The sequence below is a fragment of the Burkholderia sp. RF7-non_BP4 genome, from assembly GCF_001521935.1.
GTDB classification, from domain to species: Bacteria; Pseudomonadota; Gammaproteobacteria; order Burkholderiales; family Burkholderiaceae; genus Burkholderia; species Burkholderia diffusa.
Window position 1 is genome coordinate 25,834 of the sequence record NZ_LOTA01000073.1, and the last position, 14,270, is coordinate 40,103.

Below are 14,270 nucleotides of genomic sequence, written 5' to 3' on the forward strand. Positions count from 1 at the left end.
CGCATAAACATCGGGCGCCTACGATGGGGATTCCTTCGCTCGAAACCCAGGCTTCCGATGAACTGCCCTGCCGATTCCTGCTCGCCCGCCGGCCACCCCGCGCGCGGCGCACCGCCGCCCGCACTCAGTGCGGGCATGACGCTCTTCTTCGCCGCGACGGTCGGCGTGATCGTGATGGACCTGTTCGCCGCGCAGCCGTTGACCGGCCCGATCAGCGCGGACCTGCGGCTGCCGTCCGGCCTCGCGGGCCTCGTCGCGATGCTGCCGCAGCTCGGCTACGCAGCGGGCCTCGTGCTGCTGGTGCCGCTCGTCGACCTGCTCGAGAACCGCCGTCTGATCGTCGCGACGCTCGTCGCGTGCGCGGCCGCGCTCGCACTGCCGGCGTTCACGCGATCCGGCACCGTCTTCCTGCTCGCGACGCTGGCCGCGGGGGCCGCGTCGAGCGTGATCCAGATGCTGGTGCCGATGGCCGCGTCGATGGCGCCCGAAGCGCAGCGCGGGCGAGCGGTCGGCAACGTGATGAGCGGATTGATGCTCGGCATCCTGCTGTCGCGGCCACTCGCCAGCCTGATCGCGGGCACGGCCGGCTGGCGCGCGTTCTATGCGCTGGCCGCGCTCGCGAACGCGGGGATCGCGGCGGTGCTCGCGCTACGCTTGCCGCCGCGCGTGCCGCCGATGACGGCCGGCTATCGCGCGCTGCTCGCGTCGATGGGCCGCCTGCTGGCCGACGAACCCGTGCTGCGCCGACATGCGCTGTCGGCCGCGCTCGCGATGGCCGCGTTCAGCGCGTTCTGGACCGCCGTCGGGCTGCGGCTGGCGCAGCCCCCGTTCGGCCTCGACCTGCACGGAATCGCGCTGTTCGCGTTCGCCGGCGCGAGCGGTGCGATCGTCACGCCGCTGGCCGGCCGCGCCGGCGATCGCGGCCACGGCCCGGCCGCGCAGCGCATCGCGCACGTGACGATGCTCGCAGCGCTCACCGTGCTCGGCATCGCCGGCGCCGGCTGGTTCGGCTTCGATGCGTCGGCGCACCGCGGCCTCGCGCTGGCGCTGCTGGCCAGCGGCGCGGCGCTGCTCGATGCGGGCGTGATCGTCGACCAGACGATCGGCCGCCGCGAAATCAACCTGCTGAATCCGGCCGCGCGCGGACGTCTGAACGGGCTGTTCGTCGGGTTGTTCTTCGTCGGCGGGGCGCTCGGCGCGGCGCTCGCGGGCAGCGCATGGGCATGGGGCGGGTGGAGCGCCGTGTGCGGCGTCGGCTTCGCGTTCGCGGGCGCGGCCGCGGCATACGGCTGGTCGGCCGGCCGCCGGGACGGCGCCGCCGCGTGGCCGCGCGCGTGATGCGGGCCCGGACAGGAAAACGCCCCGCCCTCTGACGAGGTGCGGGGCGTCCGGCGGACCGCGCGGGCCGAATTCAGTGACGAACCAGCGCCATCATCGCGCCGAAGCCGACGAAGAGGCCGCCCGTCAGCCGGTTGAAGACCTTCGCGACGCTCTGGCTCTTCAGCGTCGCGCCGATGCGCGTGCCGAACGACGCGTAGACGAGATACCAGCTCACCTCGATCACCGCGAACGTGACGACGAGGATGCCGAACTGCGGCAGCGTCGGCTCGGATGCGTTGATGAACTGCGGCAGCAGCGCGGCCGCGAACAGGATCGCCTTCGGGTTGCTGCCCGCGACCAGGAAACCGTTGCGGAACAGCACCCAGCGCGATGCCGACGCGACCTGGCGCGACACGGTTTCGACGTCGGTCGCGGGCTGCTCGTCGTCGACGCGCGCGCGCCACGCCTTCACGCCGAGATAGATCAGGTAGGCCGCGCCTGCAAAGCGCAACGTGTTGAACATCGCCGGCCATGCCTCGAGCACGGCGCCGAGGCCCGCCGCCGACACCGACAGCATCAGCACCAGCGCGGTGAGGCAGCCGGCCATCGTCCACGCCGAACGCCGCAGCCCGTGCCGCGCGCCGTGCGTCATCACGAGCAGCATGTTCGGACCCGGAATCGCCGACACGACGAACACCGTCGCCACGAAAAGCCACCACGTATGCAGGTTCATGCCCACCCCGATCGAAAGAGAAACGAAATGTCGATTATGCCGCGCGCGCGGCGTGTCTGTCCCGCGTCGGCTCAGCGGCCCGCGCGGCGCAGCGCGACTTCGCCGAGCACCGCGAAGTCCTGTTCGCCGCCGCCGTGCGCGAGCGCATCGAGCAGGCTGTCGCGCACGACGCTCGCCACCGGCAGCGGGACCGATACGGCGTCGCCGGCCTGCAGCGCGAGGCGCACGTCCTTCAGCCCGAGGCGCGCCTTGAAACGCGCGGGTTCGTAGCTGCGCTCGGCGATCATCCCGCCGTAGCCTTCGTAGACCGGCCCCGGAAACACGCTGTTCGTGATCACGTCGAGGAAGTCGCGCATCGCGACGCCGTGCGCGCCGAGCAGCGCGGACGCCTCGCCGAGCGTCTCGATCGCCGACGCGAGCGTGAAATTCGCCGCGATCTTCGCGACGTTCGCATGCTGCGGCAGCGAGCCGAAGCGCCAGGTCTTCTGGCCGATCGCGTCGAACAGCGGCTGCACGCGGTCGATGGCCTCGGCCGGGCCGCCGGCCATGATCGTCAGGCGCGCGGCGGCCGCAACGTCCGGGCGCCCCATCACGGGCGCGGCGACGTACGCGAGACCGCGCGACGCATGCGCGTGCGCGAGCGACTCGGCGAGCGCGACCGACACCGTGGCCATGTTCACGTGAATCAGGCCGCGCGGCGCCTGCGCGAGCAGTGCGTCGTCGAATACTTCGCGCGCCGCGGCATCGTCGGCGAGCATCGAGAACACGGCATCGCCGCGAAACGCGTCGGCCGGCGTCGCGACGATCTGCGCGCCGAGCGCGGCGAGCGGCTCGGCACGCTCGCGCGACCGGTTCCAGACCCGCACGGCATGCCCTGCCTTCAGCAAGTTCGTCGCGATCGCCTGCCCCATTTCTCCCAGCCCGATAAATCCGAGATCCATTTCCCGCTCCTTCGACTCGTGAAGCGTGGAGTTAAACACAGATGGCGGTGACCTGCAGCCCCGGCGACGGGCGGCGCGCGGTGCGCGGTGCGATACTGCCCGGATGGCGACCGCGACCTTCCGCTTCCACGGCGAACTGAACGCGTTTCTCGCTCGCGCCCAGCGCGAGCGCGCGTTCGCGCACGCGTTTGCCCGCGACGCGACGGTCAAGCATGCGATCGAGGCGCTCGGCGTCCCGCATACGGAAATCGGCCGGCTCTGCGTGAACGGTGCACCGGCCGGCCTCGACCGGCCGCTCGGCGACGGCGACCGCGTCGACATCCATCCGGAGCGCGCGCAGCCGGCAGCCGCATCGCCGCTGCCGCAACCGGACCATTGGCGCTTCGTCGCCGACGCGCACCTCGGCGGCCTTGCGCAGCTGCTGCGCCTCGCCGGCTTCGACACCTGCTACGACAATCACTACCGCGACGACGAGCTCGTCGCGCTCGCCTCGCGCGAAGGCCGGATCGTGCTGACCCGCGACCGCGAGCTGCTGAAGCGCCGCGCGGTCGCACGCGGCTGCTACCTGCACGCGCAGCAGCCCGACGCGCAGCTGCGCGAACTGTTCGCGCGGCTCGACCTCGCGCCGCACATGCGGCCGTTCCGGCTGTGCCTGCGCTGCAACGCGCCGCTGCACGCGCTCGATGCGGCGGACGCCGCCCCGCGCGTGCCGGACGGCGTCCGGCAGCGGCACCGGCGCTTTGCCGCGTGCGACGTGTGCCGGCGGGTGTTCTGGGAAGGGTCGCACTGGCGGCGCATGCGCGCGGTGGTCGACGCGATGCGCGCGCCGCCGCCCGCTGCCCTCGACGTTCCGGACGTCGCGGACGCCTGAAAAAACAAAACCCCGCAGGCCGGAGCGTGCGGGGTTTCGCGACGGGCGGCTGGCAGGGCCAGCCCCGGCGAAGCGTGCTTAGTTCTGCGCGCCTGCGTCGTTCGTGCCGGCGGCCGAAGCGGCTGCGGCCTTCGCCTTGCCCTTCGCCGAACCGTGTTGCTTCAGCTGGTGCTTCGGCTTGCTGTGATCCTTCTTGGCCGGTGCCGATGCCGCGGCCGACGTGTCGGCTGCCGGCGCCGACGCCTGTGCGAATGCCGAAACCGATGCGAGAGCGAATGCTGCGGTCATGATCGAAGCGAGCGTCTTCTTCATTGTTCTTCCTTTAGCGGAGAAAAAGTCAAACGTACCGGTAAGAGATGCGAGGCATCCGCATCGGAACATCAGTCGCGCCGGGCTGCCGGTCGCCGCCGGGCGGGTCGGCGCCTGCCTTTCCGCCTCGACGAATTCTGATGCACTGGCTCCATAACGCGTCGCCCGCGCGACGAGTTGACATGCGGCTTGCATCCCTCGGGTTTCCCCGTAGGCGCCGGTTTCGGGCCCGCACGACGCGCCGCGGCACGTGCATCAATCGTCCGACAAACCGCCTCTCGCGCCCGCCGCCGCGACGCTATACTGGCCTCCTTCCGTCCCAACCGGACGCGGCCGGTCGCGAGACCGCCGCCGTCGCGAGGCGCCCAAATTGCCCGATCACAATCTGGACAAACTGAAAATCGACCGGCGTCCTGTCGCGACCGCGCCACGCCGGCGCCGGTGGGTCCGCTATGCGGTCGCCGCCGCGCTCGTCATCGTCGCGATCGTCGCCGTGCTGGCGCTCACCGGCCGCCCGACGGTCGACACGACCGCCGTCACATCCGCCTACCCGTACCAGAACGACACCCAGCTCAACGCGACCGGCTACGTCGTGCCGCAGCGCAAGGCCGCGGTCGCGTCGAAGGGCCAGGGGCGCGTCGAATGGCTCGGCGTGCTCGAAGGCACGCGCGTGAAGAAGGACGAGATCATCGCGCGGCTCGAAAGCCGCGACGTGCAGGCGTCGCTGGCGCAGGCACGCGCGCAGGCGCAAGTCTCCCGCGCCAATCTCGGCGTCGCCCAGGCGGAGCTGAAGGACGCGCAGATCGCGCTGCGCCGCACCGCCGCGCTCGCGCCGAAGGGCGCGGTGCCGGCCGCGCAGCTCGACATCGACACGGCCCGCGTGAACAAGGCGCGCGCGTCGGTGAACAGCGACGAGGCCGCGATCGCGTCCGCCGAAGCCAATGCGCAGGCCGCGCAGGTCGCGGTCGATCAGACGGTGATTCGCGCGCCGTTCGACGGCATCGTGCTGGCAAAACACGCGAACGTCGGCGACAACATCACGCCGTTCTCGTCCGCGTCGGACAGCAAGGGCGCGGTCGTGACGATCGCCGACATGGACACGCTCGAGGTCGAGGCCGACGTCGCCGAATCGAACATCGCGAAGATCCGCGCGGAGCAGCCGTGCGAGATCCAGCTCGACGCGCTGCCCGACATGCGCTTCGCGGGCCGCGTGTCGCGCATCGTGCCGACCGTCGACCGCTCGAAGGCGACGGTGCTCGTGAAGGTGCGTTTCGTCGACCGCGACGAGCGCGTGCTGCCCGACATGAGCGCGAAGATCGCGTTCCTGTCGAAGCCCGCGTCGCCGCAGGACCGGCAACCGGTGACGGCCGTGCAGGCGAGCGCGGTGGTCGAGCGCGACGGCCGGCCGGTCGTGTTCGTCGTGAAGGACGACACCGTGCATGCGGCGGCGGTGACCAAGGGCGCGCGGATCGGCGAACTCGTCGCGATCCGCGGCGTGAAGCCCGGCGACACGGTCGTGCTCGCGCCGGGCGCGAAGCTGAAGGACGGCGCGAAAGTGACCGTCGCCAAGAAGTAGCGTGGCGCGCGTGAACGACGCCGCGCCGCCGCTCGTCGAGATCAGCCACGTCGCGAAGTCGTACCGGCGCGGCAACCAGATCGTGCCGGTGCTGACCGACATCACGCTCGACATCGGCGAAGGCGACTTCGTCGCGCTGATGGGGCCGTCGGGTTCCGGCAAGAGCACGCTGCTCAATCTCGTCGCCGGCATCGACCGGCCCGACAGCGGCGAGCTGCGAGTGGGCGGCCTCGACATCTCGCGGCTCGAGGAAGCGCAACTGGCCGAATGGCGCGCGGCGAACGTCGGCTTCATCTTCCAGTTCTACAACCTGATGCCCGTGCTCACCGCGTTCGAGAACGTCGAGCTGCCGCTGATGCTCACGCACCTGTCGCGCCGCGAACGGCGCGAGCGCGTCGAGCTGGTGCTCGACATGGTGCATCTCGGCGACCGGGCGACCCATTACCCGTCCGAGCTGTCGGGCGGCCAGCAGCAGCGCGTCGCGATCGCGCGTGCGTTGATCACCGATCCGGTGCTGATCGTCGCCGACGAGCCGACCGGCGACCTCGACCGCGCATCGGCCACCGACGTGCTCGCGATGCTGCAGCGGATGAACGCCGAGCTCGGCAAGACGATCATCATGGTGACCCACGACGCGCACGCGGCCGCCGCCGCGCGCTCGCTCGTGCATCTGGAAAAAGGGGAGCTGATCGATGGGCACGCCGTCTGACGGACGCGAGCGCGCACGATGTACGTGCTGAAGCTGATCGCGCGCAATGCGCTGCGGCACCGGCTGCGCACGCTGCTGACCGTGCTCGGGCTGACCATCGCGGTGCTGGCGTTCGGGCTGCTGCACACCGTCGTCGACGCGTGGTACGCGGGCGCGGCCGCCGCGTCCAGCGGCCGGCTCGTCACGCGCAACGCGATCTCGCTCGTGTTTCCGCTGCCGGTCAGCTACGAGAACCGGATCCGCGGCGTCGACGGCGTGACCGCCGTGGTCCGCTCGAACTGGTTCGGCGGCATCTACCGCGACCCGAAGAACTTCTTCGCGAGCTTCGCGGTGTCGGAGAACTACCTCGACCTGTATCCGGAGTTCATCCTCCCGGCGCAGCAGCGCGCCGACTACGACCGCGACCGCCGCGGCTGCCTCGTCGGGCGCCAGCTCGCGACGCAGTTCGGCTTCAAGGTCGGCGACGTGATTCCGCTGAAAGGCACGATCTATCCGGGCACGTGGGACTTCGTCGTGCGCGGCATTCTCGACGGCCGCGACGACTCGACGATCACGCGCCAGCTGGTGTTTCACTGGGACTACCTGAACGAGACGGTGCGCAAGCGCACGCCGAAGCAGGCCGACCAGGTCGGCGTGTTCGTGCTCGGCGTCGCGAACCCGGACGACGGCGCCGCGATCGCGCGCAACGTCGACGCGGTGTTCAAGAACTCGCTCGCCGAAACGCTGACCGAGACCGAGCAGGCGTTCCAGCTCGGCTTCGTCGCGATGTCGAACCAGATCATCGCGGCGATCCGCGTCGTGTCGTACGTGGTGATCCTGATCATCATGGCCGTGATGGCGAACGCGATGGCGATGAGCGCGCGCGAACGCACCGCCGAATACGCGACGCTGAAGGCGCTCGGCTTCGGCCCCGGCTTTCTCGCGTTGATCGTGTTCGGCGAATCGGTCGTGATCGCGGTGGTCGGCGGCGGGCTCGCGATGCTCGCGACACCGCCGGCCGCGAGCCTCTTCAAGCAGGCCGCGGGCGGCATCTTCCCGGTATTCAAGGTGTCGGCCGAGACGATGGTGCTGCAGGCCGCGTGCTCGGTCGCGGTCGGCCTCGCGGCCGCGCTCGTGCCGGCGTGGCAGGCGGCGCGCGTGCGCGTGGTCGAAGGCCTGCGGGCGATCGGATGAGCGCATGGCGATTCCGCTGACCTACATCGCGCGCAACCTGTGGACCCGCCGGCTCACCACCGCGCTCACCGCGGGCGGGATGGCGCTCGTGATCTTCGTGTTCGCGACGGTGCAGATGCTCGACGCGGGGCTCACGCAGACGCTCGTGTCGACCGGCGAACCGGACAACGTCGTGGTGATCCGCAAGGGCGCGGAAACCGAGATTCAGAGCGCGATCGACCACCAGCAGGCCAACGCGCTCGAGATGCATCCGGCCGTGGCGCTCGGCCCCGATGGCCGGCCGCGGGTGTCGAAGGAAGCCGTCGTGCTGATCTCGCTCGTGAAGACGTCGAGCGGCAAACCGTCGAACGTCGTGATCCGCGGCGTGTCGCCGGCCGGTCTCGCGCTGCGCCCGCGCGTGAAGCTCGTGGCCGGCCGCGCGTTCGCGCCGGGCTCGTCGGAGATCGTCGTCGGCAGCGCGATCGCGAAAGGCTTCAGCGGCACGCAGCTCGGCGACAGCCTGCATTTCGCGCAGCGCGACTGGACCGTCGTCGGCATCTTCGACGCGGGCGGCAGCGGCTTCGATTCGGAGATCTGGGGCGACGTCGACCAGCTGATGCAGTCGTTCCGGCGCACCAGCTATTCGTCGATGGTGCTGCGCATCCCGAGCGCCGACGGCTTCGCGCGCTTCAAGGCCGACATCGACGTCGACCCGCGCCTGACGGATGAAGCGAAACGCGAGCAGACGTTTTACGGCGACCAGTCGAAGGCGCTGTCGACCTTCATCAACATCCTCGGCATCACGCTGTCGACGATCTTCTCGATCGCCGCGATGATCGGCGCGATGATCACGATGTATGCGTCGGTCGCGAACCGCACCGCCGAGATCGGCACGCTGCGCGCGCTCGGCTTCAAGCGCATGAACGTGCTCGCCGCGTTCCTGCTGGAGGCGCTGCTGCTCGGCTTCGTCGGCGGCGTCGCGGGGCTCGCGTGCGCATCGCTGATGGAGTTCGCGTCGTTCTCGACGACCAACTTCCAGACCTTCTCCGACCTGTCGTTCCGCTTCGTGCTGACGCCCGCGATCGTCGTGAAGACACTGCTGTTCTCGCTGGTGATGGGGCTCGTGGGCGGGTTCCTGCCGGCGATGCGCGCCGCGCGGCTGAACATCGTCGACGCGTTGCGCGCGCAGTGACGCGCGCGGCCGCTCACGCCCGACGCTCGCGCGGCACCCACGCGCCGTGGAACCCGGCCGGCACGCGACGCGGCAGGTGCACCGTCGCGACCGGCGCCGCGTCGATCGCGCGCGCATCGAGGATCACGACGTCGCTCGTATCCGTCGCCGCGCGGTAGACCACCACCAGCAGCCAGCCGTCGTCCTCGTCGGCGCCGCCCGGGCGCGGCACGAACACCGGCTCGCCGTTCTGGTCGCCGGCCGGCACCGCGTAACGCGTCGTCGTGCCGCGCACGTGGTCGAAGCGCATCACGCCGCGCATTTCGGCATTGTTCGGCTGCTCGGCCGCATACAGATAACGGTAGCGGCGCCCCGTCCGGCTTTCGTTGATGCGCGGCAGCTCGATGCCGCCGTCGGCGAGCGGCCCCTCGTCGATCAGCCCGTTCGCCGTATCGATCACGTAACGCCACAGCTCGCCGACCGGGTTGTCGGCGAAGCGGCCCGTGCGCGCGTCGAGCCGCAGGAACCACGGATAGCGCACCGCATCGAGCACGATGCACGACGCATCGCAGTCGTACGCGTTCACGACGTGCTGGATGAAGCACGGCTCGATGCCGAACCAGCGCACGTCGCCGCCGTGGCGCGGCATCACGCCGATCCGCGCGTCGCGGTCGTCGTGCCAGCGCAGCGGCATCCGGTGCCCCTGCTTCAGCATCGCGAAGTCGTAGCCGACGTTCAGGTCGAGCAGCAGGCTGCGGGTTTCGGTGATCGCGAGGTCGTGCATCATCGACGGCGCGCGCACGTCGACGGCGAGGTCGACGCGCTGCACGCCCTGCGCGTCGGCAACGCCATAGCGCAGCCACGGCGCGCGCCAGTCCGCGCGAAACAGGATCAGTTCGCCCGTCACCGGATCGACCTTCGGATGCGCGGTCATCGCGCCGCCGAACGCCGCGTGCCGCGCGGGCGCACCGAGCGTGTCGAGCGCGGCCGTGATCGCGAGCGGCGCGCCGCCTTCCGCCAGCGCGAGCAATTCGCCGGCGTGCTGCAGCACGTTCACATTCGGATTCGTGTCGGGCAGGTGCGGCGCCTGCTCCGGCGCATGCACGTCGGCCCAGCGGCGCGTGCGCGCCCAGCGGTTCCGGTAGCCGGCCGCGCGACCGCGTTCGAATGCGATCGCGTGCAGCATCGCCGCTTCCGGCCACCACGACAGCACGTCGTTGCCCTCGAAACGGCCGCCCGGCGGATTCGGGCCGTTGCGCAGCAGCGTCCCGTCGAGTTCGGGCGGGATCGCGCCGGTCACGCGCAGGTCGACGAGGTCGACTTCGTCGGCGACCGGCGCGATCGCGCCGCGGTTCAGATCGAACGTCGTCATCGCGTCGTGTGCTCCGTCAGCAGTCTTCGGTCGACGGCGGCAGATCGCCGTGCGCCAGCGCGAGCGCATGACCGCGCACGTCGTCGGGCCAGCCGGCGATCAGCTCGGCCATCCGCGCGAGGTCGTTCGCATACAGCGCACGCGCGGCCTCCTCGAATCCGGGCAGGTCGCCCGCGATCGCGGACATGAAGTGGTACGCGCGCGCCTGCGCGTCGCGGCGCCGGTCGGCCGCCGCGTGCGTGCGCCGTGCGTCCTCGACCAGCTTGCGCAGCGCGACGGACGCGCCGCCCGGCTGCGCGGCGAGCCAGTCCCAGTGACGCGGCAGCAACGTGACCTCGCGCGACACGACGCCGAGCTTCGGACGGCCGCGGCCGCGTTGTTCGGCCGCGCCGGCCGGCTCGCCGGCGGACGCGGACGCCTCGCCCGGCGCGGGCGCGTAACGCGCGCGAATATCGTCCGCCGTGCCGCGCAGGTCGAGGTCGATCGAGCGGCCGGTCGCGTCGTCGAAGATCACGATCGTGCCGGACATCGCGTCGCCGGCCGCCTGCCGGACCGCCACCGCCACCGTCGCGAGCGGACCCGACGCGACGCGCCGGTGGCCGTCGAACGCCGTGTAGGAAGGGAGAAGTGTGGAGAGCGTCATCGTGGTCGCCCGTAGGCAGAAATCGGAATGACGCTATTTTTATCCGGGTATAAATTGAATGTCAATATCACCCGGGTAAAAATTTGCCGACATCGTGCGCGCGTCGAGTGAGCGCGCTGTCCCGTCTTCAGGGCGTCGTGGCCGACATCGCGGTCACGCGCGCGCTGGCGAGCGCATCGTCGAGCGACACATGCCCCTCGAATGCCGACGACGCCGGTAGCGGCCGGTTTTCCTCGATCGCGTGAGCGAACTGCACGCCGGCGTCGTCGGCAAGCCGTGCGCGCAGCGCGGCGACACGCGGAAACGCGTCCTGCTCGAACACGGCGTGATAGTCCGCCCAGCGGGCGATTCCCGCGAAATACGCGTCGGCCAGCGTGCGTTGCGCGCCGAGCAGCCACGGACCGTCACGGCGCTCGAGCAGTGCCTCGAGGTGACGGTGTGCCTTCAGCACCTTGCCGCGACCATATGCCTGCAGCACGGTTTTCTCGGCGCCTTCGGCGCCGTGTTCGTACACGTACCAGAGCGCGCCGAACGCGCTGAAGAACGTCGTGTTCAACCACGCGAGCATGCGGTTCAGACGGTCGAAATCCGCGCTGCCCTGGCGGAACGCGAGGCCGCTGTCGAGTGCCTGTGCGCCGACATGGCCGAGGATCGCGACGCTTTCGGTCAGCACGTCGCCGTTCGCGGTCACGAACGCCGGCGTCTCGGCGGCGGGGTTCAGCGCGAGGAAGGCGTCGCTCGTCACGAGGCCCGGCATCGTGATGCGCGACAGCCGGTAGGGCCGGCCAGCCCATTCGAGCGCGACGATCGAACCGAACGAGCAGCCGGCGGGAATGCCGTAGAGAAGGATCGGAGACATGGGGATTTCGCAGAAGTTGATCGAGCAATCATGCTCCCATGACGAACGATCGCGCAGTAGCCGCTAGAATCGAAACTCGTCGTTTCTCCTGGTGGACGCCGACAGTGAATCTCAACGATCTCTACCTCTTCGTACAGGCGGTCGACGCGGGCAGCATGTCGGCGGCCGCACGTCGGCTCGACCTGCCGAAATCAACGGTCAGCAAGCGCGTGGCCGAGCTCGAGCGCACGCTCGGCGCGCGGCTCGTGCATCGCACGTCGCGCAGCTTCCGGCTGACGCCGGTCGGCGCCGAATTCTTCGAGCATGCGCGCGCGGCGGTGATCGAGGCCGAAAGCGCGCGCGACGCCGTGCTGCGGCAGGCGGCCGAACCGGCCGGCGTCGTGCGGATCACGAGTTCGGTGCCGGTGGCGCAGCACATCCTCGCGCCGTGCCTGCCGGCACTGGCGATCGCGCACCCGAAGCTGCTGCTGCAGATTCATGCGAGCGACCGGCTCGTCGACATCGCGCAGGAAGGCTTCGACATCGCGGTCCGCAGCCATTTCGCACCGCTCCCCGATTCCGCACTCGTGCAACGGCCGCTGGCCACGTCGCCGATCGTCGCCGTTGCGTCGCCGGCATATCTCGCGCGTGCGGGCACGCCGGACGCGCCGGCCGACCTAGCCCGGCACGACGGGCTTCATCCCGGTCCTCAGCCATGGCGGCTGCAGCGCGCCGGCGACACCGTCGACGTCGCGCCGCGCATCCGGATGCAGGCGGACGAGTCGACGCTGCTGCTGCAGGCCGCGACGGCCGGCCTCGGGGTCGCATGCCTGCCCGACTGGATCGCGGGCGCCGCGCTCGCGTCGGGCGCGCTCGTGCGCGTGCTGCCCGGCTGGCGGGCCGGCACCGTCACGACCACACTGCTGATGCCGCACCGGCGCGGCCAGTTGCCCGGCGTGCGCGCCGCGGTCGAGTTTCTCGCGAAACACGTCGCGGCCCACCACGGCGCCGCCCCGGACGACGCGCACGCATGAACGAACCCTCCGGCGAAGCGCGCCCACAATTCGCGTCCGCCTCCAATCGATCCAATTCCTGAATCGATCAAGTCAGCAATTGGCATGAAAGCGTGATTTTCGCCATGCCAGAATGACCCGGACGCCCGCCTCCGCGCATCGGCGTCCGGCCTCCGGCCGGCAAGATGACCACGAAAAAACGCGCGCACCGACGCGCAGCCGCTCGACGGCACCTTCCGCCCTTCGGAGGAGACAGTCATGAATCCGCTTCACGCATTGCCGGCGTCCGCGTCGGCAACGACCCGGCGCACGCGCGTGCGCTGGCTCGTGCTGACCGTGCTGTTCGCGGTCACGACGATCAACTACGCGGATCGCGCGGCGATCGCGATCGCGGGCCCGGCGCTGGCCCGCGCGATGCATCTGAGCCATGTGCAGATGGGCTTCATCTTCTCGGCGTTCGGCTGGTCGTACGTGATCGCGCAACTGCCGGGCGGCTGGCTGCTCGACCGCTTCGGGTCGCGCATCGTCTATGCGTTCAGCATCTTCTTCTGGTCGCTGTTCACGCTGCTTCAGGGCGGCATCGGCTTCGTCGGCGGTGCGGCCGCGTTCGCGCTGCTGTTCGGATTGCGCTTCCTGGTCGGCGCGGCCGAGGCGCCGTCGTTCCCGGCCAACAGCCGGATCGTGTCCACGTGGTTTCCGGCCGCGGAACGCGGCACCGCGTCGGCGATCTTCAACGCCGCGCAATACGCGGCGACCGTCGTGTTCGCGCCGCTGATGGGCTGGCTCGTGCACGCGTACGGCTGGCAGTCGGTGTTCGCGGTGATGGGCGTGCTCGGCTTCGCATTCGTGCTGGTGTGGAACCGCACGATGTACGACCCGAAGGCGCACCCGCGCATCAACGGCGCGGAGCTCGACTACCTCACCGAAGGCGGTGCGCTCGTCAACATCGACCAGGCGACCGGCGCGCGCGACGGCGGCCCGTCGATGCGTCACGTGAAGGCGCTGCTGAGGAACCGGATGCTCGTCGGCGTGTACGTCGCGCAGTATTGCATCAACGCCCTCACCTACTTCTTCATCACGTGGTTTCCCGTCTATCTCGTGCAGGCGCGCGGGATGTCGATCCTCAACGCGGGGCTCGTCGCGTCGATCCCGGCCGTGTGCGGGTTCCTCGGCGGGATTCTCGGCGGCATCGTGTCCGACGCGCTGCTCAAGCAGGGCCAGTCGCTGTCGGTCGCGCGCAAGGTGCCGATCGTGATCGGCATGCTGCTGTCGATGTCGATGATCGTCTGCAACTACACCGATTCGCACGTGCTCGTCGTGCTGTTCATGGCGCTGTCGTTCTTCGGCAAGGGGCTCGGCGCGCTCGGCTGGGCCGTCAACGCCGATACCGCGCCGCGCCAGATCGCCGGCCTGAGCGGCGCGCTGCTCAACACGTGCGGCAATCTTTCCAGCATCACGACGCCGATCGCGATCGGCTACATCGTCGATCGCAGCGGCTCGTTCAACGGCGCGCTGGTGTACGTCGTCGCGCACGCGCTCGTCGCCGTGATCTGCTACCTGTTCGTCGTCGGCGAAATTCGTCGCGTCGAGCTGAACTGAATGGCGCGGGCCGCGCCGGCGCG

At 70.2% G+C, this 14,270-nt stretch carries 14 protein-coding genes; 8 read left to right on the forward strand and 6 right to left on the reverse strand.

What is annotated here, in order from left to right; all coding sequences use genetic code 11:
* Positions 1-57: 57 nt before the first annotated feature.
* On the forward strand, positions 58-1,338 hold the full coding sequence (locus WS49_RS22385; protein WP_059533401.1) for an MFS transporter: 1,281 nt from the start codon (positions 58-60) through the stop codon (positions 1,336-1,338).
* A gap of 73 nt (positions 1,339-1,411) precedes the next feature.
* Here the strand turns inward: WS49_RS22385 and WS49_RS22390 are convergent, their stop codons facing one another.
* Together WS49_RS22390 and WS49_RS22395 are read right to left on the reverse strand one after the other, a co-directional pair.
* Positions 1,412-2,053, reverse strand: coding sequence for a LysE family translocator (locus tag WS49_RS22390; RefSeq protein WP_059533403.1), 642 nt, complete (start codon positions 2,051-2,053; stop codon positions 1,412-1,414).
* A 71-nt stretch (positions 2,054-2,124) separates the two neighbouring features.
* A complete protein-coding gene (locus WS49_RS22395) occupies positions 2,125-3,033 on the reverse strand; it encodes an NAD(P)-dependent oxidoreductase (protein WP_223963041.1) in 909 nt (302 codons plus the stop codon).
* A 64-nt stretch (positions 3,034-3,097) separates the two neighbouring features.
* Between WS49_RS22395 and WS49_RS22400 the strand changes: the two genes are divergently transcribed.
* The gene (locus WS49_RS22400) at positions 3,098-3,865 is read left to right on the forward strand and encodes a Mut7-C RNAse domain-containing protein (protein WP_059533407.1); all 768 of its coding nucleotides are present in this window, start codon (positions 3,098-3,100) and stop codon (positions 3,863-3,865) included.
* A 78-nt stretch (positions 3,866-3,943) separates the two neighbouring features.
* On the opposite strand, the gene WS49_RS22405 is transcribed toward WS49_RS22400, so the two are convergent.
* Entirely contained in the window at positions 3,944-4,177 is a 234-nt protein-coding gene (locus WS49_RS22405) for a hypothetical protein (protein WP_059533409.1), read from the reverse strand.
* A gap of 367 nt (positions 4,178-4,544) precedes the next feature.
* On the opposite strand from WS49_RS22405, the gene WS49_RS22410 reads away from it, so the two are divergent.
* The 4 genes from WS49_RS22410 to WS49_RS22425 are packed head-to-tail and all read left to right on the forward strand — an operon-like array spanning position 4,545 to position 8,803.
* On the forward strand, positions 4,545-5,750 hold the full coding sequence (locus WS49_RS22410; RefSeq protein ID WP_059533411.1) for an efflux RND transporter periplasmic adaptor subunit: 1,206 nt from the start codon (positions 4,545-4,547) through the stop codon (positions 5,748-5,750).
* Between the two features lie 10 nt (positions 5,751-5,760).
* Entirely contained in the window at positions 5,761-6,459 is a 699-nt protein-coding gene (locus WS49_RS22415; RefSeq protein ID WP_059533517.1) for an ABC transporter ATP-binding protein, read from the forward strand.
* 18 nt (positions 6,460-6,477) lie between these two features.
* Positions 6,478-7,632, forward strand: coding sequence for an ABC transporter permease (locus WS49_RS22420; protein WP_059533413.1), 1,155 nt, complete (start codon positions 6,478-6,480; stop codon positions 7,630-7,632).
* Between the two features lie 4 nt (positions 7,633-7,636).
* Positions 7,637-8,803 carry an ABC transporter permease gene (locus tag WS49_RS22425; RefSeq protein WP_059533414.1) on the forward strand — a complete coding sequence of 389 codons (1,167 nt, stop codon included), beginning with the start codon at positions 7,637-7,639 and terminating at the stop codon, positions 8,801-8,803.
* Positions 8,804-8,816: 13 nt separating this feature from the next.
* On the opposite strand, the gene WS49_RS22430 is transcribed toward WS49_RS22425, so the two are convergent.
* From WS49_RS22430 to WS49_RS22440, 3 genes are all read right to left on the reverse strand, one after another.
* Entirely contained in the window at positions 8,817-10,154 is a 1,338-nt protein-coding gene (locus tag WS49_RS22430; protein ID WP_059533518.1) for a carotenoid oxygenase family protein, read from the reverse strand.
* 16 nt (positions 10,155-10,170) lie between these two features.
* On the reverse strand, positions 10,171-10,797 hold the full coding sequence (locus WS49_RS22435) for a DUF2239 family protein (protein ID WP_059533416.1): 627 nt from the start codon (positions 10,795-10,797) through the stop codon (positions 10,171-10,173).
* A gap of 127 nt (positions 10,798-10,924) precedes the next feature.
* On the reverse strand, positions 10,925-11,656 hold the full coding sequence (locus WS49_RS22440) for a glutathione S-transferase family protein (RefSeq protein WP_059533418.1): 732 nt from the start codon (positions 11,654-11,656) through the stop codon (positions 10,925-10,927).
* Positions 11,657-11,694: 38 nt separating this feature from the next.
* Between WS49_RS22440 and WS49_RS22445 the strand changes: the two genes are divergently transcribed.
* Both WS49_RS22445 and WS49_RS22450 read left to right on the forward strand, forming a co-directional pair.
* Complete coding sequence (locus tag WS49_RS22445) at positions 11,695-12,669, forward strand: LysR family transcriptional regulator (protein ID WP_059533420.1); 975 nt, start codon at positions 11,695-11,697, stop codon at positions 12,667-12,669.
* A 237-nt stretch (positions 12,670-12,906) separates the two neighbouring features.
* A complete protein-coding gene (locus WS49_RS22450) occupies positions 12,907-14,247 on the forward strand; it encodes an MFS transporter (protein ID WP_059533422.1) in 1,341 nt (446 codons plus the stop codon).
* Positions 14,248-14,270: the final 23 nt, after the last annotated feature.